The sequence below is a fragment of the Streptomyces daliensis genome, from assembly GCF_054782395.1.
The window spans coordinates 61,815-83,578 of the sequence record NZ_BAAGSO010000012.1; the positions used below are offsets into that span (position 1 = coordinate 61,815).

A 21,764-nucleotide genomic window follows, 5' to 3' on the forward strand; every position below is an offset into this window, starting at 1 on the left:
CGAAAGGCGCACGCTCACCGCCCGGCCCCGCTCGCATCGTCGCGGGGCCCGTGCTCGACACGGATCACCGCGTCCAGCACCACGTACAGCAGCCGCGCATCGGTGAGCCCGTACTCAGCCCACCCCCGCACCCAGTGCGCGAAGGCCGACCGCGTGCACCAGCCAGGCGGAACCGTCACATGCTGCGCGGTGCTCAGCAGTTGCACCCACGAGGTCTCCGGCACCACCCACCCCCGCGTCGCGCCGGGCGGCACCAGCCAGGTGAGCCGGTGCCCATACGGGTCGCGGATGACAGCGCCCGACTCCCTCCCGAGCCGGGCCAGCACCCGGTCCCCCAGATACACAGGGACGATGACCGCGTCCCAATGCACCCCCGCTGGGGTCAGTTCAGCAGCGACCCCGACAGGTGGGGACCACTGGGTGGTTGGCGGTGTGTGCGTCGCGGCGTCCATGCGGCCCCCTGACGTGAGGTGCTGATGCCCACGGACGGTAGGAGCCGCAACCGTTCACCTTCCACAGTGTTGCGAGAAGTTGCGCAACGTCACTCTATGGAGGCAAGGGCGGTTCTGATCAACTTGCGTGCCGCGTCCCCGTAGACCGCCAGATCGGCAAGCCGTAGAAACGCGTTCTCGTACTGCTCGATCTCTCCAGGCGCTGTGACCATCACCCGGGCCGTCAACAACTCGATCTCGACGGTGTTCTCGTCGAAGATGCTGAATGTCTCCTGCGGCCAGATGCGGTGCCGGGGTACTGAGAAGGGGATCACCCCCAGTGACACCGCTGGCAGGGCCATCACGGACAACAGGTGCCCGAGCTGGCCAGCCATCGTCGCCACGTCCCCCACCTGGTAGCGCAGCACCGTTTCCTCTATCAGGAGCGCGAAGTGGTGCCGCCCTTCGCGGATGACCTGAGAGCGCTCGATACGTGCGTTCGCGGCCTCCGGTGCTGTGCGGTCGCCCACGCCGTGGAAGTCGGCGATGACCTCGAACAGCGCGGCGGCGTATTCGGGGGTCTGGAGCACGCCGGGCATGACGTTGGAGCAGTAGATCCGGAAGCCGCGTGTGCGCTGGTAGAGCGGGAGGTACGACTCTTGGATGCCGCGCAGGCCCGAGCGGTGCATCCGTTTCCACTCGACGTACATGGAGTCCGCCGACCGGGAGGCTGCGATCAGATCGGCCGAGCGATCCTCGGCACGGCAGGCGGCGCACCATGCCCGGATGTCCGCGTCAGTTGGGACTGCGTGTGCGTTCTCCAAACGGGAGGTCTTCGAAGGGTGCCAGCCGCAGAGCCGTGCAATCTGACGGCCGGACAGTCCAGCGTCCAGGCGGATCTCGCGCAGCCTGCGTGCGATGGCCTTGCGGGCTTCCTGGACGCTGGATGAGGGGGAGAGAGACATGGCCCGGTCAGACTGTGTAGTCCTCGTGCGGGATTGCCCGGGACCATGCTGTCTCGAACGCCGAAGCACACAGTGCGGTCACACCAGGATCATCGGTCAGTTCGTGTCCGACCAGGTCTCCATCCCCTGTGAAGTGGTTCCACTCCACCAAGCGGCCGTCGAAGAGCCAGAAGTCGTTGCCGGGCAGAGCGATGTCAGAGGCGCGCCGACGGGGCAGCCACCTCACGTCCTCCCCAGCGGTGACGTTGTGGACAGTGCCGGCGTGCTCGAAGCGGATGTACTCGCTGACCGGCTCCGAGACGATCCGTACCCGTCGCATCTGTACGCCACGGCCGACAGCGGCTCGGACCAGGGTTGTCCACGGCTCCCAATATTCGGGATTGTCCCAGCGGCCGGTCTCTCGCCAGGTGGCGAAGTCTTTGTCTTCGTAGGAGACCGCGTAGCTGTCACGCATCTCCAGGTGGACGGCGGTCTGACGGCAGTCAGCCATCAGCTCCGCGAAGTCCGGCACGTCGTTCTGCGACATCGCACGCCTCCCTGACGATCGACACCATGCGGGCGGGAATCCGGATGACGGTCTCATGATCGGGGATGGTGCCGACCTCCAGGCACTCGACGGCGGTGCGCTCGTCCGCCCTCCAGCCCTGTAGGACCAGGTCCGCGTTCTCCTCGTCCACCCACACGGTAGGGCTCGCGTTGCTGCCCGTCTCTGGATCTTTAGCGATGAACCGTAGTGGCATTGGAGACTCCTTCGTCAGATGGGTTGCGACATCTTGCGAAGCCTCACTCTGACAGCACACAGGGCCAAGGCGGAATAACTTTGTGTAATCGCCCCTTTGGGTAGCTCCAGGCACGACAATGCCCCCGCCGCACGGTGGGGGCCAACGTCGTGCACGGCCCCGCGCCACACGTCGGCCCCGGTGCGCGCGGTGTCGTCACGCGCGTACCGGGGCCGACGGGGGAGGTGGCGGGGGCCACAGGGGAGGGGCCCCGCCACGTGGGGGGCGGCGGTTTGTCGGTGCTGGGTCGTACGGAAGGTGAGATGGCGGGCCACGCGGAAAAGTTCACGGGAACCCAGGGAAAATCCTCGCCGGCCCGGCGGGGCTGCTCGCGGGGCGCGCGGGTACCCCGTCCGGATGGGTGGGACGAGCGGGACGGGCGGGATTCTCGTCGGGACGTGTTCGTGGACGGACCGCGCGCTGGTGGCCAGCGGCTGGTACCCGTCGGGCAGGCGCGACGCCGAGGGACGGCTGCGGTACTACGCGGAACGGTTCCCCGTCGTGGAGGTCGACGCCACGTACTACGCGCTCCCCAGCGCACGTAACAGCGCGCTCTGGGCCGAACGCACCCCGGACGGCTTCCGGTTCGACGTGAAGGCGTTCTCCCTGCTGACGGGGCACCCGACCAGGGCCGAGGCGCTGCCCGCCGGTCTGCGCGCCGCAGGACGGGGCCGGGTGGAGCCCGACGAGGGGCTGCTCGACGAGGTGTGGGAACGGTTCGCCGGGGCGCTCGCCCCACTGCGCCGCGCGGACAGGCTCGGCACGCTGCTGTTCCAGTTCCCGCCCTGGTTCGCGCCGGGGCCGCGCGCCGAGGCGCGGCTCGCGCGGTGTGCGGAGCGCACCCGGGGCTGGCCCGTCGCCGTCGAGTTCCGGCACCCCGACTGGTGGCGCGAGGACCGCCGCGCCGCCACCACGGACCTGCTCACAGGCCTGGACATGTCCGCCGTCGCCGTCGACATGACCCAGACCCTGCCCACCTCGCTGCCCCCGGTCACCCCGGTCACCTCCCCGCGCCTCGCGGTGGCCCGCTTCCACGGCCGCAGCCCCGACTGGGGCACCGGCACGAAGGAGGCCAAGTTCCGGCACACCTACACGGAACCGGAACTGACGGAGTGGGTGCCCCGCCTGCACGCCATGGCACGCCGCGCGGACCAGCTCCACGTCCTGTTCAACAACTGCTGCGCCGACGCGGCGGTCCACGCGGCGGAGTCGATGCGGAGGCTGCTCGGGGCACGCACGGGCGCGGACCACGCGGCGGAGATCGCGGCGGAAGGCGAAGGGCCCGCGCACCGGGCGGGGTAACGGGGGCGGGTGGGTGGGTGGGTGGATGGATGGGTGCGCAGGCCCCCGTCAGCGCGCGGGCCCGTGGATGTGGACGGACGTGGACGCCCTCAGCCCGCAGGCGTCGGTTCGGCCCGTTGAGGTCGCCGTGCCGGTCGCCGGTCGAGGGGCACGACGACGCCCGAGAGGAAACGGTCCACAGCCTCGTCGACGCTGTGGATGAACCCCGAAGCGGCGTTGCCCCGCCCCGCGCCCATCCCCTTGAAGAGGGACAGCCGGAAACCGGTGATCCGCGCGCCGTCCTTCGGGAGGATGTCGCCGGGTTCGGGACGGAGCCGCTCCAGCGTGCCCCTCGGTCCTCCGCCCCCGCCCCTGGCCCCGGCCCCGGCCTCGACGAGCGTCTCGATATGCACGTCGGCCGGTGCCTCGCCAAGCTGCCTGACCAGGCGCTTGGCCCACGAGAGCGGATATCCCTGCTCGGGTGCCGGGATCTCCATCGACGTCCGCAGCTTGCCCGTACGCAGATCGGCGGTGAGCGCGAGGACGCCCGACATGCCCTCCACCCGCAGCTCCGCGTGCAGGCGGCCGTCCAGGCAGAGCTGGTCGGCGAGCAGGGACCGGCGCGCGTGGGCGTCCTCCCCGCGCTTGCCGCGCCACACGGGCAGCACCTTCTGGCCCAGCTCACCGCCCAGGCGCAGACAGATCTGGCGGACGAGGCGTTCCCAACTGCCGACGACCTCCACCGCGCGCTGGTCACCCTGGCAGAGGGTCTCGTCGTCGATGCTCTTGCGGACGGGTATCCAGGCCGGGCCCATGTTCTGGAAGCCGTGGCAGCCGGAGTTCTCGTGCTGGAGGTAGTGCAGCAGCTCGTGGAGGAGCCAGGCGTGCGCTGCGTTGCCCACGCCCTCGTGCCGGATCAGCATCTGTGCCTGGTGCGTCACCTCGGCCCAGGAGAGGTGCCAGAGGGAGACCTGGTGCTTGCGCCGCCCGTCGGTCTTGACGTCCACCACGGGACGGCCCTCGAGCGCCACTTCGTTGGAGACGGTGATGACCGCCTCGTATCCACGACGCGACGCGATGTCCATGTACTCCTGCACCTGCTCGCTCTTCAACGGGTTGCCGTTGGTCTTCACTTCGACGAGCGCGGTCCACAGCTTTCCCGCGCGCTCGACCCGGATGACGCCGTCGGGACGTCTGGGGAGGTCGCCGTTCGGCAGGGTCACCTCGGTGAAGGTCTCCATCCGCCCTGCGGGGGCGCCGTAGGGGGCCGTGAGCCTGCGGCCGAACTCGGGGATCTGCGCCATCACCGACAGGAGGACGGAGGTCGCCCGTGACTCGCGCTCCCTGTCGCTCTTGAGGGACGGGGCGGGGAAGAGCCGCGCCCGCGGCCAGGCGTCGTTCTCCGCGAGGGACTTCTTGACGGCCTTGGGCAGCGTGATCTTCTTCCGCGCCGTGCGGGGGCGCCGGGTGGGGACAGGGGCTGGGTCGGGGGCCGCGGCGGGGGCCTCGGCGGGCGTGGGCTGTCCGCCCGCCACCGGGGCGGGGATGGTCACGGAGAGCCCGCCGACGGGGCCGCTCCTGCCGGGGGACGGCGCCGGAGTCCCCGCGCTTCCCGGCGGCGGGGAGGTCTCGCCGCTCAGCGTCCCGGCCGGTCCCGCCGCGCCATCGCCGCCATCGGCGCTGACGTCCCCGGCATCCGCCCCTTCCTCCGCTTCCTCCGCTTCCTCCGAGTCGTCGACGTCGATGCCGTAGTCCGTCGCGAGGCCCGCCAGACCGGACTCATAGCCCTGGCCCACCGCACGGAACTTCCACTCGCCGCCGCGCCGGTAGAACTCCCCGAACACGAAGGCGCTCTCCACACCGGCGTCGTCGATGCGGAAGCGGGCCAGGCCCTCGCCCGTACGGTCGGACAGCGTCAGCCGTAGGTCGTCCAGATCCCCGAAGCGGGCGCCGCCGTACCGGCTGGCGGCCACCACCACGTACTCCACTTCCGGCGGCAGCGCCGTCAGGTCGAGGCTGATGCGGTCCTCGTTGCCGTCCTCCGCCGGCGTCTTGCCCAGGAGCTGCACGCTCCCGTCCGCCGCCGCCGGGTTGTTGTAGAAGAGGAAGTCCGCGTCGTCGCGCACCTTCCCGTCCGGGCCCAGCAGCAGTACGGAGACGTCCGCGTCCCCCTCGCCCGTCTCGCTGCGCCAGTTCAGTCCCACGGTCACCGAGCCCGCGTCCTCGCTCAGCCCGGCCAGGCCGACGTTGGCGCCCTTGACCATCTCGTACATGTGGCCCCCCAGCCACGCGGTCGCGTCGGACCGGATCCGGCACGGTCCCGCGTCTTCTCATGTGATGTCCCCCACGCATATGCGGGAGCTGAACCTTAACGCTTCAAACAGCTACTACATGGGATACGGGTCGAATTGACAGGACAGGGGCGACAACGCGGGGCGGGGACGAGGCGTTCGCGACGCACGGGTCATACGCGAGTGCAACGGTGCGGTCACGCGCCGTTCGCCCGCCTTACATGCTGACCGCGCCATGGTGTGGGATGGGACACGCAGCCGTGTCGACGCGATCGCGACGACTCACGCGCGTCACCGCATACGGGGCACGCCCACCCGCGTCGCACCCGGCGCACCGCGCACCGCATCCGCGACCGCACGCGACGCGCCGCAGTCCGGGGCCGCGGACCGCGCACGGCTGGCGAGCACAAGAGCACAGACGCACAAGGGGGACATGTGGCACGTGGTCAGAACGTACGGAGAGCCGCGCGGGCGGCCGTCGACGAAGTGGATGTGCAGGGGGTGGCCGAGGAGGAGGTCAGGCGGCGGACCGGACAGGGCGGCGGACGCGGCGGACGCGGATCGGGGAAGCGCTCCGGCGGGCGTCGCGACGGCGGCGACGGCGACGTGGCCGAGCCCGAGGACGAGGGCATGGACCCCGCCGACTTCCCCGCCGCCCGCGAGCAGGGCGGCAGCATCGACACGGTGATGGCGGAGCAGACCGCTCCGCTCGACGAGGCCGGAGAGGTCCTCAACCGCAGCGAGCAGAAGCGCGAGGACGGCCGCAAGGTCCACGCCATCTGCCCGATGGTGATCCCGCGCGGCAGGTCGCTGCGCAGCATGCTCCCCGTGTCGCTGCTGCTGGTCGTGGGCGCGGTCGGCACCTCCGTCGCCGCGACGACCGCCTCGGCGACGGGCGTCAGCACCCTCGCCCACCCCCTCTTCGGCCTGCACTACTGGGTGCTGGCGCTGCTGGCCGTGGGCTTCGTGTGGTGGCGGCAGGGCATGGTGATGGTGCCCGACGGCTGCCAGGCGCTGATCACGCGCTTCGGGAAGCTGGAGCAGGTCGTGGGCCCTGGCCGGGTCATCCTGCTGAACCCGTGGAAGCGGGTCTCGTACATCATCAACACCACCCGCGAGTACCCGTTCAACGCGCCGGTCGCGGAGGCGCCGACGCGGGGCGGGGTCAAGGCGTCGATCGACCTCTTCATCCAGTTCCGGATCAGCGACCCCGTCGAGTTCGTCTACACGCTCGGCGCGGTGCGCGGCTTCGAGGAGAAGCTGAACAACGCCGTCAGCGAGACGATCCGCAGCCTCATCTACGAGCAGGAGGCCGCCGGGATCTACGACATGGTCGGGGAGGACACCGGCCGTCTGCTGGAGCAGCTCAACCAGCAGTTCCGTCCCGCCGTCGAGCTGACCAACGCGAACATCACGCACGCCGAACCCTCCGACCGCGCCTACCGCATGGACCTCGCCGCGCCCGAGATGGTGCGGGTGGCGAAGGAGGCCTACACGCACGAGTACGCGCTCCAACTGCGCAAGGAGCAGGACGAGGGCGACCTCAGCAAGGAGCTGGCGACCCGGCACGAGACGCTCTCCGCGATCCAGGCGGACATCGCGCAGCACCAGGCGCAGATGGACACCGCCGTCGAGCGCGAGACGAACCGGGCCGAGGCGCTGGCCAGGCAGCGGTACGTGCAGGCCGAGTCGGAGGCCCGCGCGAACGCGGCGCTCCTGGAGGCGCAGGCCCTCGACATCCGCGCGGTGACGGCGGCCGAGGCCCCGGAGATCCTGGAGTACCGCTACCAGCAGCAGGTGCTGGACACGCTGGAGGGCGTCGCCGACCACCTGCCGAGGCTGGTGCGCATCGGCGGCGGTGGCGCGGACGGCGGCGACAGCGCATCCGGCACGTCGGGCGCGGCGGGGGTCGACTTCCTCGCGCTCGCCCGCGAGATGGTGGGCGAGCGGGGCGGTGAGCTGTTCTCCGAGGCCGACATGGCCGCCTCACGCGAGCGGCTGACGGAGGTGTCCCGCCGCATCGCCGAGCGCGAAGCGGAGATCAGCGCCCTGCGGGAGGCGGAGCAGCCGACGGTCCCGACCGTTCCGGCGGCGCGCGGCGGCGAAGGCGGCAGTGGCAGCGACGGTGACAGCACCGGCGCCGACGCCGACGCCGACGCCGACGCCGACGTCAACGGCGCCCGTACCGGCGAGGCATCGGCATCCGAGCAGGAGGGCGCAGAGTGAGCACCGCACGCAACCGCAGGTCCGTCATCTCGGAAGAGGTGGCCCCCTGGAGCGAGATCCCGCAACTGCTGCGCGGCGGCGAGGCGGGCAACATCGTCCCGGTCATCATCCCCCGCAACCGCCAGCGGCTGTGGTGGATGATCCCCCTGTGGCTCGGCCTGCTCGCGCTGCTCACCGGCGTGATGGCCAGTGCCCAGTCGACGGGCGACGGCGTGGCCGACTTCGCCTACGCCGGGTTCGCGGTGACCGCGTACGTCCTCGGCACCGTGCTGGTGCTGGGCGGGGTGCTGTGGTGGTGGCGCTCCTCGATCGTCGAGATCGAGCAGGGCACCACGGGCATCCTCACCCGCTACGGCGCGATCACCCGCACCCTGGACCCCGGCCGCCACTACCTGTGGCACCCGTGGTCGCGGGTGGACTTCGTGGTGGACACGGCCACCGAGATCCCGTACTCGGCGCCGGTCGTGGCCTGCCCGACGCGGGAGAACGTGCCGCTGCGCTCGATCGAGTTCTTCCTGAAGTTCCGCATCACCGACGCCGTGCTCTTCGTACGGACCATCGGCGCGGGCAACTTCGACCTCGTGCTGTCCAGCGCGGTCCAGGACGCCATCCGGCAGCGGGGCCGTCAGGTGCAGACCGAGCGCGCCTACGACCTGCGCGGCTCTGACGTCGCCGACATGCAGGAACTCCTCAACCACCAGCTCTCGCGCTACGGCGTCCGGATCACCGGCTCCAACATCCCGGACGTGCAGTTGCCCGCGCAGTACCAGCAGCACCTGGCCACGCGCGAGCGCGTCGCCAAGGAGCGCACCGCGTACGAGCAGGAGTGGGGCCTGACGCGCAAGCGGCGCATCGACAGCCTCCAGATGGACATCGAGCGCGCGAAGAAGGTGCGCGACGCGCGCATCGTCGAGGTGAAGGCCGCGCTCAACAAGGCCCGCGAGGACGTGGCCCAGTTGCTGGAGGAGCAGGAGACCGAGGCGCAGAAGGTCCGCTTCGAGATCGAGACGCGCGGCAGGAGCGGGCTGATCTCGGCCGAGAACGAGGCCCGCGCGCAGCGCCGTCTCGCGCAGGCGTACCGCGACAACCGTGCGGTGCTCCAGTACGAGCTGGCCCGCCGCAGGCTCGAAGTCGGCGCACGGCTGGCGGGCCGTGCGCCACAGCCCGTGGTCGTCCGCACGGACGGCGCGGGCGGCGGCGACACCTCCGCGCTGTCCACGCTGCTGACCGCGCAACTGCTGCCGAGGCTCACCGCGCTGCCCGCTTCGTCGGCGGCCGACGAGTTCGCGGGGCGCGCGTCGCGCGTCCTCGACGGGCTGGACGGGCGCGAAGCGGAGTAGCACTCGGACTGCGTGCGCGACCGCCTGACGCGAGGGCCCGGCCGGACGACGGCCGGGCCCTCGTCATGTGCGGGACCGGGGGCCAGAGGGGTCAGGGGGGATCAGAAGGGGAAACGGTTCACCGCTCTTCGTCCCGCGCGGGCCCGCTCCCGCCGTCCCCCTCGCCGTCGCCCCGCACCAGCCAGGGCCGGAACGTCGCCGACACATCGGGGGTACGCGCGGTGTCCACGGTGAGGTGGAGCCGGGTGCCGCCATCCGGGCCCGCCGGGCAAGTGCGCTGCTCCGTCGCGGCGAAGACGCGCCGCAGCGCTTCGGCGACCTGCCGCGCGGCCTCGGCGGAACCCGCGACGACGCGGACCTCGGCCAGCCCAGGCGGGGGCACGGTCACGGGCCCGGAGTCGTCGCCGTGCGCGTCGCCGTACGGGCCGTCGCCGTGTGCCGGATGGGGTGACGGGGAGGGGGTCGGCGGGAGGGCTGGGGCTGACGGGGCTGTGTCGGCGACGCGTGTGCCCTCCGCCCGGGTGTCCTCCGGGCTGCGGTGCTCGTGCGGCGGTCGCTGACGGGAGTCGGTCACTGCTGGCCTCCTCGGCCGCGTGGGTCCGTGACGGCGACGGCCCGGCCCTTCTCGGCCCGGCCCGGCCCCCGGCACGGTGATCACGACGGTTGGGCACCGCCGCCTCACCGGCATCGCCGCCGCCCGCCAAAGGAACGACACCGGCGTGGAAGCGGTGTGCGACGTGCCCTCGGTCCCTGTCCCTCCACAGTAACCCCGGCACCCCGCGCCGTGGCCCTCGCCGGAAGCGCCGGTTCTGGCCGCGCGACGGGGAATTGACGGGGAGTTGGGGAAGCGCGGCCGGTACGGAGGCGTGGACGCGGCGGGGCCGGTACGGAATCCGGAATCCGGACCCGGAATCCCGTACCGGCCCCGCCGTCACATCCCGCTCACACCGTCAGACCCCGCTCACTTCCCGCTGCCCGCGAGGACCTGGGCCACGCGCGCGGCCGAGGTACCGAGGCCCGTCGGACGGCTCAGACTCAGCAGCCCGGCCGGGCCCCCTGCGTCCGTCGCGCCGCCCGCGCCGCCCGCCCCGTCCCCACCGTCCGCGCGACCGCCCCGCGCGCGGTCCGACGGGAGGCGTACCGGCGTCTCCGCGTGCCGCCGCAGGTCGGCCTCCGTATAGCGGCGGCAGTCCTCGTGCCAGGTGAGGATGCCGGAGATCCAGAACTCCAGGTCGCGCACGTAGGCGGCCACCCCGGCGCGGCCCTCGGCCGAGAGGCCGATGTCGTCGAAGAGGACCGGGAGTTCGTTCGCCGCCACGTGCTGGAACTGGCTCAGGCGCGAGGTCATCAGGTCGACGATGATGCGCAGCGCCGCCTCGTAGCCGCAGTCGAAGAACTTCTGCACGACGAGGATGCCGTTGTGGACCTCGCCCTCGTACTCGATCTCCTTCTGGTACGAGAACACGTCGTTGATCAGCATCCCGTAGTCCATCGCCGCGTTCTCCAGCGAGCCCATCGGGCCGCTGCCGTAGACCTCCGGCGGGATCCGCTCGCCGTGGGCCAGCCTGCACAGGCTCTTGGTGAGATCGGACCCGAAGGTGTGACGCCGCATCTCGATGTAGTCGACGGGATCGGGCACGCGGTTCTGCGCCTGGTTCGCCAGCTCCCACAGCCAGCTCTCCGTCATGTCCTCGATGGCCTTGCGCAGCGCGCACCGCGCGTCCTTCGCCATCGGCCCGGCGGTGCGCGTCCACAGGTCGGCGAGGCCGCGCTCCAGCGCGTTCACCGGTTCCGGCGTCGTGGAAGGGTCCTCGACCGGCATGAAGTCGCGGAGCCTGTCCGTGCACACCTTGGCCCCGGTCAGGTCCCTGGTGCGGCCGAAGACGACGGGGTAGTAGTCGTCGCCGTAGGTGCCCCAGGCCAGCCAGGCGGAGGAGATGTCCAGTTCGCCGGGGCTCGCGTCCGGGTGGATGCCCGCGGCGCACAGCGGCAGGTCGTGGTCGCGGAGCCGTTCCTCGTCCCACACGTGCGACAGGGGCACGCCGGGCTGGGGCTCCAGGATGCCCATCCGGTACGACCACTCGACGACGTTCTCGCGCGCCGCGTCGAGATGCGGGCTGAGCCGCCTCGTGAACGGCATCCCGAGGTCGGGCACCTGGGACGGGCCGACGCGCTGGTGCGGCGCGTGGGTGAGGGCGCGCGCCCGCGCGGTCTCGGCCCGGGTGGTGGTCGGCCCCTTCAGGGAGCGGATGTCGGCGGCGGAGGACCCCAGTCCGGTGGGTCCTGGCAGCCCGGGGTTGAGCACCCCGGCGGCCGAACGGTCCGCTTCCTGGGCGCCGTTCATGTAGCGGCTGGAGCGCATGTGCCACTCGTGGCCGCCCGACTGCCAGTCCTGGAGGCCCTTGACGTAGGCCATGACGTCCGCGCACGCCTGCGCGTCCAGCCCGTACTCCGCGAAGAGCGGGGCGAGTTCGGTGAGGGTGGTGTTCTCGAACTGCTGGAGGCGGGAGGTGAGGAGGTCATTTACCGCCTCGGCCGCGTCCTGTGTACCGCAGTCGAGGAAGGTCTCCAGGACGAGGACCCCGTTGCTCAGTTCGCCCTCGTCCAGGATCTCGCGCTCGTACGAGAACAGGTCGTTGCGCAGATGGACGGCGTCGGAGAAGGCGTCGCGCAGGACGCGCATCGGGCGCGTGCCCGCGATGGCCGCGGGCACCTCGGCCCGCGCCGCGTACTCGATGAGCCCTGCCGACCAGGGCGCGCCGCCCACCTTCCGCCGCATCTCGATGTACTCGACGGGATTGGGGATGCGGTGCGCGTTGATGTTGGAGAGTTCCCAGAGCGACTCGTTGAGCAGATTCTCCGTGCTCTCCGCGAACCGCGCCCGCCACTCCGGCGACATGGCGGGCACGGTCCTGGCCCACAGATCGGCGAGCCCCGCTTCGACGGGGTTGGTCGGCTCGGGCATCCCGTCGGCCAGGTCCATCGGCATGAACAGGGGCAGCCGGTCCAGGTACGCCTTGCCGCCAGGGCGGTCCAGGGAGCGCTTGAACTGCTCCAGGAAGTGGTCGTCGAAGAAGAAGACCCACACGTACCAGTCGGTGACCAGGGAGAGGTCGGGCCCTTCGGCGTCGGAGTGGGTGTAGGCGCACAACAGCGCGTAGTCGTGGGAATCGAGGTCGTGCTCGTCCCAGATTCCCGAGCCCTCCACCATCCCCATGGCCCGCGCCCACTGTTTGGAGTGCTCGCGCGCCTCTTCCAGATGGGGATTGAGGCGTGCGGGGTACGGGGTGTAGAAGTCGGGCAGTTCAAACGGCTGAGTCACGGGTCACCCGGTCTTTCCTCTGAGCGTCCGGCGGCGGCTCACCGAGGTGCCCTCGCGCGCCCGCGTACGGGCCGCTCCCACGGGACCGGAAGAGCCGTTCCGCACGCCTCCCCCTCTCGCTCGATGCCCCACCTGTCCGGCCCGAGCCCTACCCCGCGCATGACAACACCATCCGACCAGCCGTTCCTTCGAGTGAACCGGGAGCGCAGGGCTCGCGCGGCGGCCCGTCGACGCCTAGACTGCGCCCCCTCGCCGGAGGGCGCCGCGCCTCTCCGGGGGCGGGGGCTCGCGTGCGCCGGGGCGCGACGGGAGCGATCATCGGAGCATGGACCTCACCCTTCGCCTCTCCCAGCAGCCGGAAGCCGACGAACTGCTCAGCCGTAGCCCGCTCGCCGCGATGATCGGCATGCTGCTGGACCAGCAGGTGCCGATGGAGTGGGCGTTCGCCGGGCCGTACACCATCGCCCGGCGCATGGGCGGCGACGATCTCGACGCGCACGAGATCGCGGCCCGCGACCCGGAGGAGTTCGCGGCCCTCCTCTCCGAGAAGCCCGCCGTCCACCGCTACCCCGGCTCCATGGCCAAGCGGGTCCAGCAGTTGTGCCAGTACCTGGTGGAGCACTACGACGGCGACGCGAGCGCGGTCTGGCGCGACGTCTCCACCGGCCGGGAACTCCTGTCCCGCCTGAACGACCTCCCCGGCTACGGCAAGCAGAAGTCCCAGATCTTCCTGGCCCTCCTGGGCAAGCGCCTCGGCGTCACCCCCGAGGGCTGGCGCGAGGCGGCGGGCTCCTACGGCGACAAGGACGCGTACCGCTCGGCGGCCGACATCACGGGCCCCGAGTCCCTGGACAAGGTGCGCGCGCACAAGCAGGAGATGAAGCGGGCTGCGAAGACGGCAAAGGCGACGAAGGCGACGCCGAAGAAGTAGCCCCGAAGCCCTGACGGGGCCGCGTCACGCGCCCCCGTCGCCGATCCGCTCGCCCCCGCCGGGCAACCCGGCGGGGGCGTTCTGCGTCCTTGATCCACAGCGGTGGAAACGCCGCCGCAACCGTCCGACCTCGGCGTATCCGCCCGTCAGGGATGAGCACGCCGTGGACTCCAGGTGGCTATACACTCCGCGTATACACGGTATGTATAGTGGCCGGAACGACCGACCAGCCGCCCTGCGAAGGCCACCCCCTTCCTCTCCCGCCTCACGGCAGGGCCGGAGCCGGAGCCGGAAACGGCACCCGGAGCGCAGAAAGGCATTCATGTACACCAAGGCATTCGCCCCCGAGTACCAAGGCGACCTCGGCTCGCTCTCGGTGAACTCGTCGCTGGAGGACGTGCTCGCCAAGGGGTCCGAGCGGCTGCGCGCGGCCGAGCTGGCCGGGTCGCAGGCCGACATGGCCCGCTACGGGCTGGCCGTGGCAGAGGCGCGTCGGCGGCTGGGGCACGTCGAAGAGGCGGACCGGGCCTGGAAGGCCAGCTACCGCGCGGCCCGCGCCGCCGGTGACGTCGGCGCGATGGCCTGGGCCGTGTGGAGCGGCGGGACCCTCGCGAGGCAGCGCGGCGCGCTGGCGCTCGCCTTCCGGCTGCTCGGCATCGCCGCCGAGCTGGGCAGGCGCGGCGAGGACATGCTCGCCCGCGGCTACTCGCTCGCGGGCATGGCGGAGACCGGCCGGATCCAGGGCGACTACCAGGCCGTCGGCGAACTGCACGAACAGCTCCTGGCCGAGGCCCGCGAGCGCGGTGAGGCGCGGCACACCGTGTGGGCGCTGGAGGGCATCGCGCAGATGCACCGCAACACCGGCTCCTACGAAACCGCGCTCGCCATGTTCGAGGAGGCGGCGGGGATATCAGCGAAGGCCGACGACCGGCGCGGCCACGCGTGGGCCCTGCGCGGCATCGCGGACATCCTCTCCGCGCGGGGCGACGACCCGCGGCGCGCGCTGGAGCTGCTGTCAGAGGGCGAGGCCATCTGCCGCGAGATGAACCTCTCCAGCGCGCTGGCGTACAACCACAAGATGCGCGGCAACATCCTCTACCGCGCCGGGCGCTACGACGAGGCCCGCGCGATGTACGAGCGCGCGCTCGCGCGCTTCCGCGCGATGAGCGAGCTGCGGGGCGAGGCGCTGTCGCGGCTCGGACTCGTCAAGTCCCTCGCCCGCCTGGGCCGGGACCGCGCCGAGACCGCGGCCGACCTCTACGAACTGCGCGACGCCCTCGACGCGGCCGGCCTGCGCCACTCCCGCGCCATGGTCGACAAGGCGCAGGCCGAACTGGGCATCCAGCCCTTCACCCACGCGGGCGCGGCCTACGGGCCGGGCACGACGGACGGCTCCGGCACGACGGACGGAGCGGGCGCGGCGTACAGGCCGGGCGCGACGGACAGGCCGGGCGCGACGGACAGGTCCGGCACGGCATACGGGCCAGGCGCGACGAACGGGCCAGGCGCGACGAACGGGACCGGTGCGGCGGGCCCGGCAGGTGCGGGTGGCCGTGCCGGGGCCGAGGTGCAGACCGTGGGAGCCCCGCGATGACCCCGTCTCCTTCCCTGTCCGCCGCGACCGCGACGGCGCTGCGCAACGCCGGGCCCCCTGACGTGGCGGCCGACGCACGCCGCGTGCTCGACCGCTGCCGCGCGCTCGTACGCCCCGGCCTCGTCGCCGCCGTCGAGCGCATGCACCCGTGGCTGGGCGAGATGGCCGCCTACTCGCTGGGCTGGCACGAGCCGGGCGGCCCGCCGCCCCGCGAAGGCGCACCCACGGCCACGGGCGCGAGCGGCGACAGCGACAGCGGCGGCGGCAAGGGTGTGCGTCAGGCGCTCGCCGTGCTCGGTGCCGAGGCCGCGGGCGCGAGCGGCGAGCACGCCGTGCCGGGCGCGGTCGCCGTGGAACTCGTCCACACCTTCTCGCTCCTGCACGACGACATCATGGACGGCGACGAGACACGCCGGCAGCGGCCGACCGTCTGGAAGGCGTACGGGACCGGCCCCGCCGTCCTCGCCGGGGACGGGATCTTCGCGCTCGCCGTCGAGGTCCTCGCGGAGACGCCCGGCGCGCGCGTCGGCACGGCCGTGCGCAGGCTCGCCACCGCGCAGAGCCACCTCATGGCAGGTCAGGCCGACGACCTCCTCTTTGAACGGCGCCCGTGGGGAGGGCCCGACGCCGTGCGCCCCGGCGAGTACCGCACCATGGCCGAGGCCAAGACCGGCGCCCTCCTCGGCTGCGCCGTGTCCCTGGGCGCCCTGCTCGCGGGGGCGCCGGAGGCCACCGTCGAAACGCTCGACCGCGCCGGACGGCATCTGGGCGTGGCGTTCCAGGCGGCGGACGACCTGCTCGGCATCTGGGGTGATCCGCGGGTCACGGGGAAGCCCGTGCACGGCGATCTGCGGCAGGGCAAGAAGACGTACCCCGTCCTCGCCGCGCTGTCCACCGACGGGTCCGCGGCGCGACGGCTCGGCGAACTGCTCGCCTCGTCACGGCCCATGGACACGGAGGCCGCCCGTACGGCGGCATGGCTCGTCGAGGAGGCAGGCGGTCGCACCGCCGCGCTGCGGGAGGCCCACGCCCATCTGACGGAGGCCCGCGCCTGCCTGAACGCCGTCCCCCTCACCCCGTCCGCCGTCCACGACCTGCACACCCTGCTGCCCTTCCTGGTCCACCGCGCCATGTGAGCCCCGCCCCGCCCCTGCCGTACGAGCGAACCCCGGCTCCGTCAGCCCAGCCCCTCGAAGTCGGGGCCCAGCGTCAGGGTGACGGTCCCCGGTGTGGCGGCGGCGTCCTTCTTCGCGGTGACGCCGGGGAAGCGCGAGGCCAGCACCTCCGCTTCCGCCGCCTTGCCCGGCGGGTAGGTGACCGAGGTCTTCGCCGCCTCCTCCGGCGCGTTGCCGGTGGTGACGGGGAAGCCGAACTTGGCGAGCGAGCGTGCCGCGACGGCGGCGGCGCCCGCCTCGGAGGTGCCGTTGAGTACCTGGACCCTGACCCGGGAGGCGTAGAGGGGGTCCGCGCTCTCCGCCGTGAGCCGCTTCTTCGTCACCTCCTCGTCCTTGGCCATGGCGGTGAACAGCCGCGCGGCCTGCGGGTACTGCCAGACCACGTTCGCCTTGTCGCTGGGCACGTCCGCCTCGCGCGGATAGTTGGGCACGGTGAGGAAGTGGAGGCGGTCCTCGGGGATGTCCTTGAGTCCGGAGGCGAGGTCGTAGAGGGGCTTGATGCCCGCCAGTTCCTCGTCCGTGGTCAGGGACTTGGTGGCGGAGTCCAGGAACCCGTACAGCGCCTTCGGGCTCGTCAGCTTCCGCTGCGCCTTGGCGGCCAGCGACTCCATGAACTCCTGCTGCCGCCCGATGCGCCCGGTGTCGGTGCCGTCGCCGACGCTGTAGCGGGCGCGTACGTAGCCGAGCGCCTCCTCGTCCTTCACGGTCTGGCAGCCCGCCTCCAGGTCCAGGTGCGCCTTCTTGTCGTGTATCGCCTCCTCCGGGCACACCTCGATCCCGCCGAGCGCGTTGACCATGCCCTTGAAGCCCTGGAAGTCGACGGAGGCGAAGTGGTCGATGCGCAGCCCGGTGTTCTTCTCGACGGTCTTGATGGTGCAGGCCGCCGCTCCGGCGACGTCGCCGCCCTGGGTGCCGCCGATGGCGAAGGACTCGTTGATCTTGAAGAAGTGGGGGTCAGAGCGGCTGCCGTCGCCGCGCTCGCAGGACGGTATGTGGACGTAGGAGTCGCGGGGCAGCGAGACGATGCCCGCCCATTTCCGGTCGGCGGCTATATGCACGACCATGAGGGTGTCCGACTGCATCGTCGTCAGGCCCTTGCCGTACTTGGCGTTGGCGCCGTCCCTGCTGTCGGAGCCCACGACCAGGATGTTCTTCGAGCCGGGGCTGATGTTGTCGGGCCGGTCGCCGCCGAGGCGGTCGCCCAGGTCGGCGGAGTGGATGTTGCCGTCGAGGCTGCCGTAGAGCCAGGCGCCGCCCGCGCCGCCCAGCAGGAGCAGTACGGCCAGGACGCCGCCGCCCCACACCACGGCCCGCCCGCGCCGCGTCAGCCGCGCGCCTCCCCCGCCCCTGCCGACTCCTCGACGGGCTCGCGCGCGCTTCGGCTCCCGCTTCGGCCTGCGATGCCGCCGCGCCCCACCCGCGTCGGGCGGCCACGCGCGGCCCCCGGTTCCCCGTCGCGCCATCACGTCACCGCCCTCCCCGGTCCCGGCACGGCGCACGGCGCACGGCGCACGGCGGAACCGCTGTCTGTCAGTTGCGCATTTCTGCAACTCTACAGTCTTGTAGAAACAAGAGGGAGGGCAGTGGTCCCACACCCCGGACAAGACAGAACAGGACAGGGCAGGGCAAGACAGGGCAGCGGTACGGCCTACAGCGGTGTAGCGGCCTTCAGAACCAGGAACAGGGCGATGGCCGCGTTCAGCGCGGACAGCGCGGAGGCGGTCGCTCCGGCGGCGGCGACGAACGCGGCGAGCCCCGCCCGGCTCGCCGCCGGCGGCCAACTGCGCGCGGGCGGCACGGGCCCGAGCAGCGCGGCGACCCTGCGCGGTACGGGCCCGGCCGAGGCGAACCCCGCGAGCCCCGGCGCGGGCGCTCCCCGCGAGACGAGCGCCGCCTTGGCGACGGCGCGCGCGGTGACCTTGCGGTCTCCCACCACGTGCGCCGCCTCCTCGTCGGCCCAGCGCTCGGCGCCGTAGGCGACGGCCGCGTACAAGGGCCGCAGCAGCGGATTCGCGCAGCCCGCCAGCCGCACGGCGAGCAGATAGCGGTGGTGCCCGCGCGCGAGGTGGGCCCGCTCATGGGCGAGCAGCGCGTGCCGCTCGGACGCGTCCAGGGAGGCGAGCATGCTGGTGGAGACGACGACCCGGCCCGGCGATCCGGGCAGCGCGTACGCGTAGGGCTCGTCGTCGGGCAGTACGGCGAGGTCCGGCTCGGCGTCGGGCGGCAGCCCCTCCAGCGCGCGCAGGGCACGGGCCCGTACGCGGTGGTGCCGTCGCACGGTGACGGCACCCGCGCCGAGCACCAGCGCGAGCCCGCCGATGGCCGTGGTCCCGGTGACCTCGTCGTACGGCACCACGGCGCGCACCTCCGGGTCCGACCAGGCGTCGGGCAGCGGGTTGCCGGGCAACTGCGCCGTGCCGACGACCATCAGCAGGGCGAGACAGAGGGTGCTGCACAGCGCCAGTACGCAGCCGAAGACGGTCAGCAGCCGGGTCGCGGCGCGCGGGTGGAGGTGCTGTTCCGCGAGGCGCGCGATCGGCAGCGCGGTCAGCGGGAGTATGAGCGGCAGGAAGACGAAGACGCCCATCGCTCACGCCTCGCGGCCGTCAGCGTCCTCGCGGCCGTCAGCGCCCTCGCCGCCATAGCCACCGGCCGCGCCGCCGCCGTCGGCCGCGTCGCGCAGCAGCGCGCGCATCAGCCGCTCGTCCTCCGGGGAGAGCGAGGAGACGAAGCTGGTGAGCACGGCGTCCCGGTCCGCCTCGCTGTCCAGGACGCGCCGCATCCGCTGGGCCGCGAGGCCCGCCTCGTCGGCCGCCGGGCTCCAGACGTAGGAGCGTCCGACGCGCGTGCGGTGCACGATCTGCTTGGCGTGGAGGCGGGTGAGGATGGTCACGACGGTCGTGTACGCGAGGTCCCCGCCGAGGCGGTTCTGCACCCAGGCGGCCGTCTCCGGCTCCCTCGACGTACGCAGCACCGACAGCACCTGGGCCTCCAGCTCGCCCTGACCGCGCCTGCGGCCGTGCGCGCGGCGCTCCCCGGCATGCCCGGCGTGACCTGCGCGCCCGGCATTCCGGCCGTCGCCTCGGCCGCCGCTCCGCCCGTCGCTCCGGCCGCCGCCGTCCTGGCCACTCGAAGCCATGACGCCACCACCTCCTTCACCGTGGTCGATCCTACTGAGCCGCGCCCGGCCCTCAACTTCTACACGTATGTAGAATTTCCAGAACGTCCGATACGCACACACGCACAAGCACGCAGAGCACGGAGGACAACATGGGAGTCTCGCTGGCCAAGGGCGGCAACGTCTCGCTGTCCAAGGAAGCACCCGGCCTCACCGCCGTGACCGTCGGTCTCGGCTGGGACGTCCGCACCACCACCGGCACGGACTACGACCTCGACGCGTCGGCGCTGCTGTGCGACGCCTCGGGCAAGGTGGCCTCGGACCAGCACTTCGTCTTCTACAACAACCTCACCAGCCCGGACGGCGCCGTCGAGCACACCGGCGACAACCTCACCGGTGAGGGCGAGGGCGACGACGAGTCGGTGAACGTCAACCTCGCCGGGCTGCCCGCCGCCATCGAGCGCGTCGTCTTCCCCGTCTCCATCCACGACGCCGAGAGCCGTGGCCAGAGCTTCGGCCAGGTGCGCAACGCGTTCATCCGCGTCGTCAACCGCGCCGACGGCAGGGAACTGGCCCGCTACGACCTCACCGAGGACGCCTCGACGGAGACCGCGATGGTCTTCGGGGAGCTGTACCGGCACGGCGGCGAGTGGAAGTTCCGCGCCATCGGCCAGGGCTACGCGTCGGGCCTGGCCGGGATCGCCGCCGACTTCGGCGTCAACGTCTGAGCCTCCGGGGCGGGGCACGGCAGGCCACCGCGCCCCGCCCGGACTGGTGCCTCCGCAGAGGGACGGGTTCCGGTCGCCCGAGGGACGGGCCGCCTGAGGGACGGGTTCCGGTCGCTTCGCGCGCCGCCAGCGAACTCCGTGACCAGCCCACCGACTTGCCGCAGAACGGACCGCGTACTCTGTTTCAGCCACCACGGAGTACCGCGACGGGCCGGGTGAATTTACGCTTCAGGTCGCCCCTACTACAGTGCTGTCGATGTTCTACGCAGCTCCGCGCTCAGGGCATGCCGTACGTCGCAGCCGTTACCCCCGTCGGGAGGCTCTGTGACACACAGCCTGCGCCAACGCAGTCCCCAACGGTCCCCGCTCCCTCCGGCCGTCCCCCCGGAGTCGAAGGACGCAGCAGGCAGACAAGACGCCACCGTGGCCGGAACCGGCCACTCGGCCGGTACCGCTGGTACCACCGGCGCCACCGCGAAACCGAAACCGAAGTCGCGGGATCCGTTCTTCGACAACGCCAAGTACCTGGCGATCGTGCTCGTCGCGTTCGGCCACGCCTGGGAACCGCTGCGGGACGAATCGCGTACGGCGGCAGCGCTCTACATCTTCGTCTACACCTTCCACATGCCGGCCTTCATGGTCATCTCCGGCTACTTCTCGCGTAGCTTCACGGGCAGACCGGACCAGCTCAAGCGCCTGGTCACCGGCATCGGCGTGCCGTACGTGCTCTTCGAGGTCGCCTACAGCTTCTTCAAGCGCTGGGCCGACGACGACCCCGGCTACCCGATCAGCCTGCTCGACCCCTGGTACCTCACCTGGTTCCTCGCCGCCCTGTTCATCTGGCGGCTGACGACCCCGCTGTGGAAGATGGTCCGCTGGCCCGTCGCGCTCGCGCTGGCCATCGCCGTCCTCGCCTCCGTCTCCCCCGACATCGGCGACGACCTCGACCTCCAGCGCGTGCTCCAGTTCCTGCCGTTCTTCGTCATCGGCCTCAACCTGCGCCCCGAGCACTTCGACCTGGTGCGCACGCGCAGGGCCCGGCTGCTGTCGCTCCCGGTGATCGGGCTCGGCCTGCTCTTCTCGTACTGGGCCGTCGAGCGCATGAACTCGGTCTGGTTCTACCACCGCGACAGCGCACAGGAGCTGGGCGTCCAGTGGTGGGTCGGGGTCGTGATGACCTTCGCGCTGTTCGGCTGCTCGATGGTCCTGACGGCCTGCTTCCTGGCCTGGGTGCCGCGCCGCCACATGTGGTTCACCGCGCTGGGCGCAGGAACGCTCTACGGCTACCTGCTGCACGGCTTCCTCGCCAAGGGCTCCCGCTTCTGGGAATGGTACGAGACGGACTGGATCCACACCCCGTGGGGCGCCATCGGTGTGACGGTCATCGCGGGAGCGGTCATCACGGCGCTGTGCACGACGCCCGTGCAGCGGGCCTTCCGGTTCGCGATGGAGCCGAAGATGCGGTGGGCCTTCAAGGAGGACCCGGCAGCGGCTGCCCGGCACCGCCGCGAGGACAAGAGCGCGGCGCGGTAGCCGCCGCGCGGCAACCGTCGCACGGTGGCCGCCCGCGATAGCCGTTCGGC

General features: G+C 71.9%; 18 protein-coding genes. 8 read left to right on the top strand and 10 right to left on the bottom strand.

The features are described 5' to 3' along the window. Positions 1-14 precede the first annotated feature (14 nt). The 4 genes from ACYVOO_RS03685 to ACYVOO_RS03700 all read right to left on the bottom strand — a co-directional run bounded on the left by ACYVOO_RS03685 (position 15) and on the right by ACYVOO_RS03700 (position 2,136). Positions 15-371, bottom strand: coding sequence for a hypothetical protein (locus tag ACYVOO_RS03685; protein WP_461014197.1), 357 nt, complete (start codon positions 369-371; stop codon positions 15-17). Positions 372-541: 170 nt separating this feature from the next. Next, complete coding sequence (locus ACYVOO_RS03690) at positions 542-1,396, bottom strand: helix-turn-helix domain-containing protein (RefSeq protein ID WP_461014198.1); 855 nt, start codon at positions 1,394-1,396, stop codon at positions 542-544. 7 nt (positions 1,397-1,403) lie between these two features. Beyond that, positions 1,404-1,922, bottom strand: coding sequence for a DUF6879 family protein (locus tag ACYVOO_RS03695; protein ID WP_461014199.1), 519 nt, complete (start codon positions 1,920-1,922; stop codon positions 1,404-1,406). Beyond that, on the bottom strand, positions 1,879-2,136 hold the full coding sequence (locus ACYVOO_RS03700) for a hypothetical protein (RefSeq protein WP_461014200.1): 258 nt from the start codon (positions 2,134-2,136) through the stop codon (positions 1,879-1,881). The genes ACYVOO_RS03695 and ACYVOO_RS03700 overlap by 44 nt, the downstream gene beginning before the upstream one ends. A 396-nt stretch (positions 2,137-2,532) precedes the next feature. Between ACYVOO_RS03700 and ACYVOO_RS03705 the strand changes: the two genes are divergently transcribed. Further along, the gene (locus ACYVOO_RS03705) at positions 2,533-3,477 is read left to right on the top strand and encodes a DUF72 domain-containing protein (protein WP_461014201.1); all 945 of its coding nucleotides are present in this window, start codon (positions 2,533-2,535) and stop codon (positions 3,475-3,477) included. Positions 3,478-3,566: 89 nt separating this feature from the next. On the opposite strand, the gene ACYVOO_RS03710 is transcribed toward ACYVOO_RS03705, so the two are convergent. Then, positions 3,567-5,729 (bottom strand): TerD family protein, encoded by a 2,163-nt coding sequence (locus tag ACYVOO_RS03710; protein WP_461014202.1) that lies wholly within the window; start codon positions 5,727-5,729, stop codon positions 3,567-3,569. 648 nt (positions 5,730-6,377) lie between these two features. Between ACYVOO_RS03710 and ACYVOO_RS03715 the strand changes: the two genes are divergently transcribed. Both ACYVOO_RS03715 and ACYVOO_RS03720 read left to right on the top strand, forming a co-directional pair. Continuing rightward, complete coding sequence (locus ACYVOO_RS03715) at positions 6,378-7,973, top strand: SPFH domain-containing protein (protein WP_461014232.1); 1,596 nt, start codon at positions 6,378-6,380, stop codon at positions 7,971-7,973. Further along, a complete protein-coding gene (locus ACYVOO_RS03720; RefSeq protein WP_461014203.1) occupies positions 7,970-9,313 on the top strand; it encodes an SPFH domain-containing protein in 1,344 nt (447 codons plus the stop codon). The genes ACYVOO_RS03715 and ACYVOO_RS03720 overlap by 4 nt, the downstream gene beginning before the upstream one ends. Before the next feature lie 118 nt (positions 9,314-9,431). Here ACYVOO_RS03720 and ACYVOO_RS03725 read toward each other — a convergent pair whose 3' ends face one another. Beyond that, positions 9,432-9,887, bottom strand: coding sequence for a hypothetical protein (locus tag ACYVOO_RS03725; protein WP_461014204.1), 456 nt, complete (start codon positions 9,885-9,887; stop codon positions 9,432-9,434). A 387-nt stretch (positions 9,888-10,274) separates the two neighbouring features. Beyond that, a complete protein-coding gene (locus tag ACYVOO_RS03730) occupies positions 10,275-12,635 on the bottom strand; it encodes a terpene synthase family protein (protein ID WP_461014205.1) in 2,361 nt (786 codons plus the stop codon). Between the two features lie 325 nt (positions 12,636-12,960). Between ACYVOO_RS03730 and ACYVOO_RS03735 the strand changes: the two genes are divergently transcribed. The 3 genes from ACYVOO_RS03735 to ACYVOO_RS03745 all read left to right on the top strand — a co-directional run bounded on the left by ACYVOO_RS03735 (position 12,961) and on the right by ACYVOO_RS03745 (position 16,296). After that, positions 12,961-13,566: an HhH-GPD-type base excision DNA repair protein gene (locus ACYVOO_RS03735; RefSeq protein WP_461014206.1), complete on the top strand. Its 606-nt coding sequence runs from the start codon at positions 12,961-12,963 to the stop codon at positions 13,564-13,566. Positions 13,567-13,888: 322 nt separating this feature from the next. Continuing rightward, a complete protein-coding gene (locus ACYVOO_RS03740) occupies positions 13,889-15,160 on the top strand; it encodes a tetratricopeptide repeat protein (protein ID WP_461014207.1) in 1,272 nt (423 codons plus the stop codon). Then, positions 15,157-16,296, top strand: a complete 1,140-nt coding sequence (locus ACYVOO_RS03745; protein WP_461014208.1) for a polyprenyl synthetase family protein — start codon at positions 15,157-15,159, stop codon at positions 16,294-16,296. The genes ACYVOO_RS03740 and ACYVOO_RS03745 overlap by 4 nt, the downstream gene beginning before the upstream one ends. A gap of 41 nt (positions 16,297-16,337) precedes the next feature. On the opposite strand, the gene ACYVOO_RS03750 is transcribed toward ACYVOO_RS03745, so the two are convergent. From ACYVOO_RS03750 to ACYVOO_RS03760, 3 genes are all read right to left on the bottom strand, one after another. Further along, on the bottom strand, positions 16,338-17,798 hold the full coding sequence (locus ACYVOO_RS03750; protein WP_461014209.1) for an LCP family protein: 1,461 nt from the start codon (positions 17,796-17,798) through the stop codon (positions 16,338-16,340). Positions 17,799-17,983: 185 nt separating this feature from the next. After that, the gene (locus tag ACYVOO_RS03755) at positions 17,984-18,922 is read right to left on the bottom strand and encodes a M56 family metallopeptidase (RefSeq protein ID WP_461014210.1); all 939 of its coding nucleotides are present in this window, start codon (positions 18,920-18,922) and stop codon (positions 17,984-17,986) included. A gap of 3 nt (positions 18,923-18,925) precedes the next feature. Beyond that, positions 18,926-19,474 carry a BlaI/MecI/CopY family transcriptional regulator gene (locus ACYVOO_RS03760; protein ID WP_461014211.1) on the bottom strand — a complete coding sequence of 183 codons (549 nt, stop codon included), beginning with the start codon at positions 19,472-19,474 and terminating at the stop codon, positions 18,926-18,928. A gap of 131 nt (positions 19,475-19,605) precedes the next feature. Here ACYVOO_RS03760 and ACYVOO_RS03765 point away from each other — a divergent pair, with 131 nt between their 5' ends. Then, on the top strand, positions 19,606-20,181 hold the full coding sequence (locus ACYVOO_RS03765; RefSeq protein ID WP_453346530.1) for a TerD family protein: 576 nt from the start codon (positions 19,606-19,608) through the stop codon (positions 20,179-20,181). Between the two features lie 324 nt (positions 20,182-20,505). Further along, positions 20,506-21,714, top strand: coding sequence for an acyltransferase family protein (locus tag ACYVOO_RS03770; protein WP_461014212.1), 1,209 nt, complete (start codon positions 20,506-20,508; stop codon positions 21,712-21,714). Positions 21,715-21,764 lie beyond the last annotated feature (50 nt).

Bases quoted from the DNA above. Each gene is read 5' to 3' on its own strand.
- ACYVOO_RS03690 (WP_461014198.1), bottom strand. From the start codon at position 1,396: ATGTCTCTCTCCCCCTCATCCAGCGTCCAGGAAGCCCGCAAGGCCATC.
- ACYVOO_RS03695 (WP_461014199.1), bottom strand. From the start codon at position 1,922: ATGTCGCAGAACGACGTGCCGGACTTCGCGGAGCTGATGGCTGACTGC.
- ACYVOO_RS03700 (WP_461014200.1), bottom strand. From the start codon at position 2,136: ATGCCACTACGGTTCATCGCTAAAGATCCAGAGACGGGCAGCAACGCG.
- ACYVOO_RS03705 (WP_461014201.1), top strand. From the start codon at position 2,533: ATGGGTGGGACGAGCGGGACGGGCGGGATTCTCGTCGGGACGTGTTCG.
- ACYVOO_RS03710 (WP_461014202.1), bottom strand. From the start codon at position 5,729: ATGTACGAGATGGTCAAGGGCGCCAACGTCGGCCTGGCCGGGCTGAGC.
- ACYVOO_RS03715 (WP_461014232.1), top strand. From the start codon at position 6,378: ATGGACCCCGCCGACTTCCCCGCCGCCCGCGAGCAGGGCGGCAGCATC.
- ACYVOO_RS03735 (WP_461014206.1), top strand. From the start codon at position 12,961: ATGGACCTCACCCTTCGCCTCTCCCAGCAGCCGGAAGCCGACGAACTG.
- ACYVOO_RS03740 (WP_461014207.1), top strand. From the start codon at position 13,889: ATGTACACCAAGGCATTCGCCCCCGAGTACCAAGGCGACCTCGGCTCG.
- ACYVOO_RS03745 (WP_461014208.1), top strand. From the start codon at position 15,157: ATGACCCCGTCTCCTTCCCTGTCCGCCGCGACCGCGACGGCGCTGCGC.
- ACYVOO_RS03750 (WP_461014209.1), bottom strand. From the start codon at position 17,798: ATGGCGCGACGGGGAACCGGGGGCCGCGCGTGGCCGCCCGACGCGGGT.
- ACYVOO_RS03755 (WP_461014210.1), bottom strand. From the start codon at position 18,922: ATGGGCGTCTTCGTCTTCCTGCCGCTCATACTCCCGCTGACCGCGCTG.
- ACYVOO_RS03760 (WP_461014211.1), bottom strand. From the start codon at position 19,474: ATGGCTTCGAGTGGCCAGGACGGCGGCGGCCGGAGCGACGGGCGGAGC.
- ACYVOO_RS03765 (WP_453346530.1), top strand. From the start codon at position 19,606: ATGGGAGTCTCGCTGGCCAAGGGCGGCAACGTCTCGCTGTCCAAGGAA.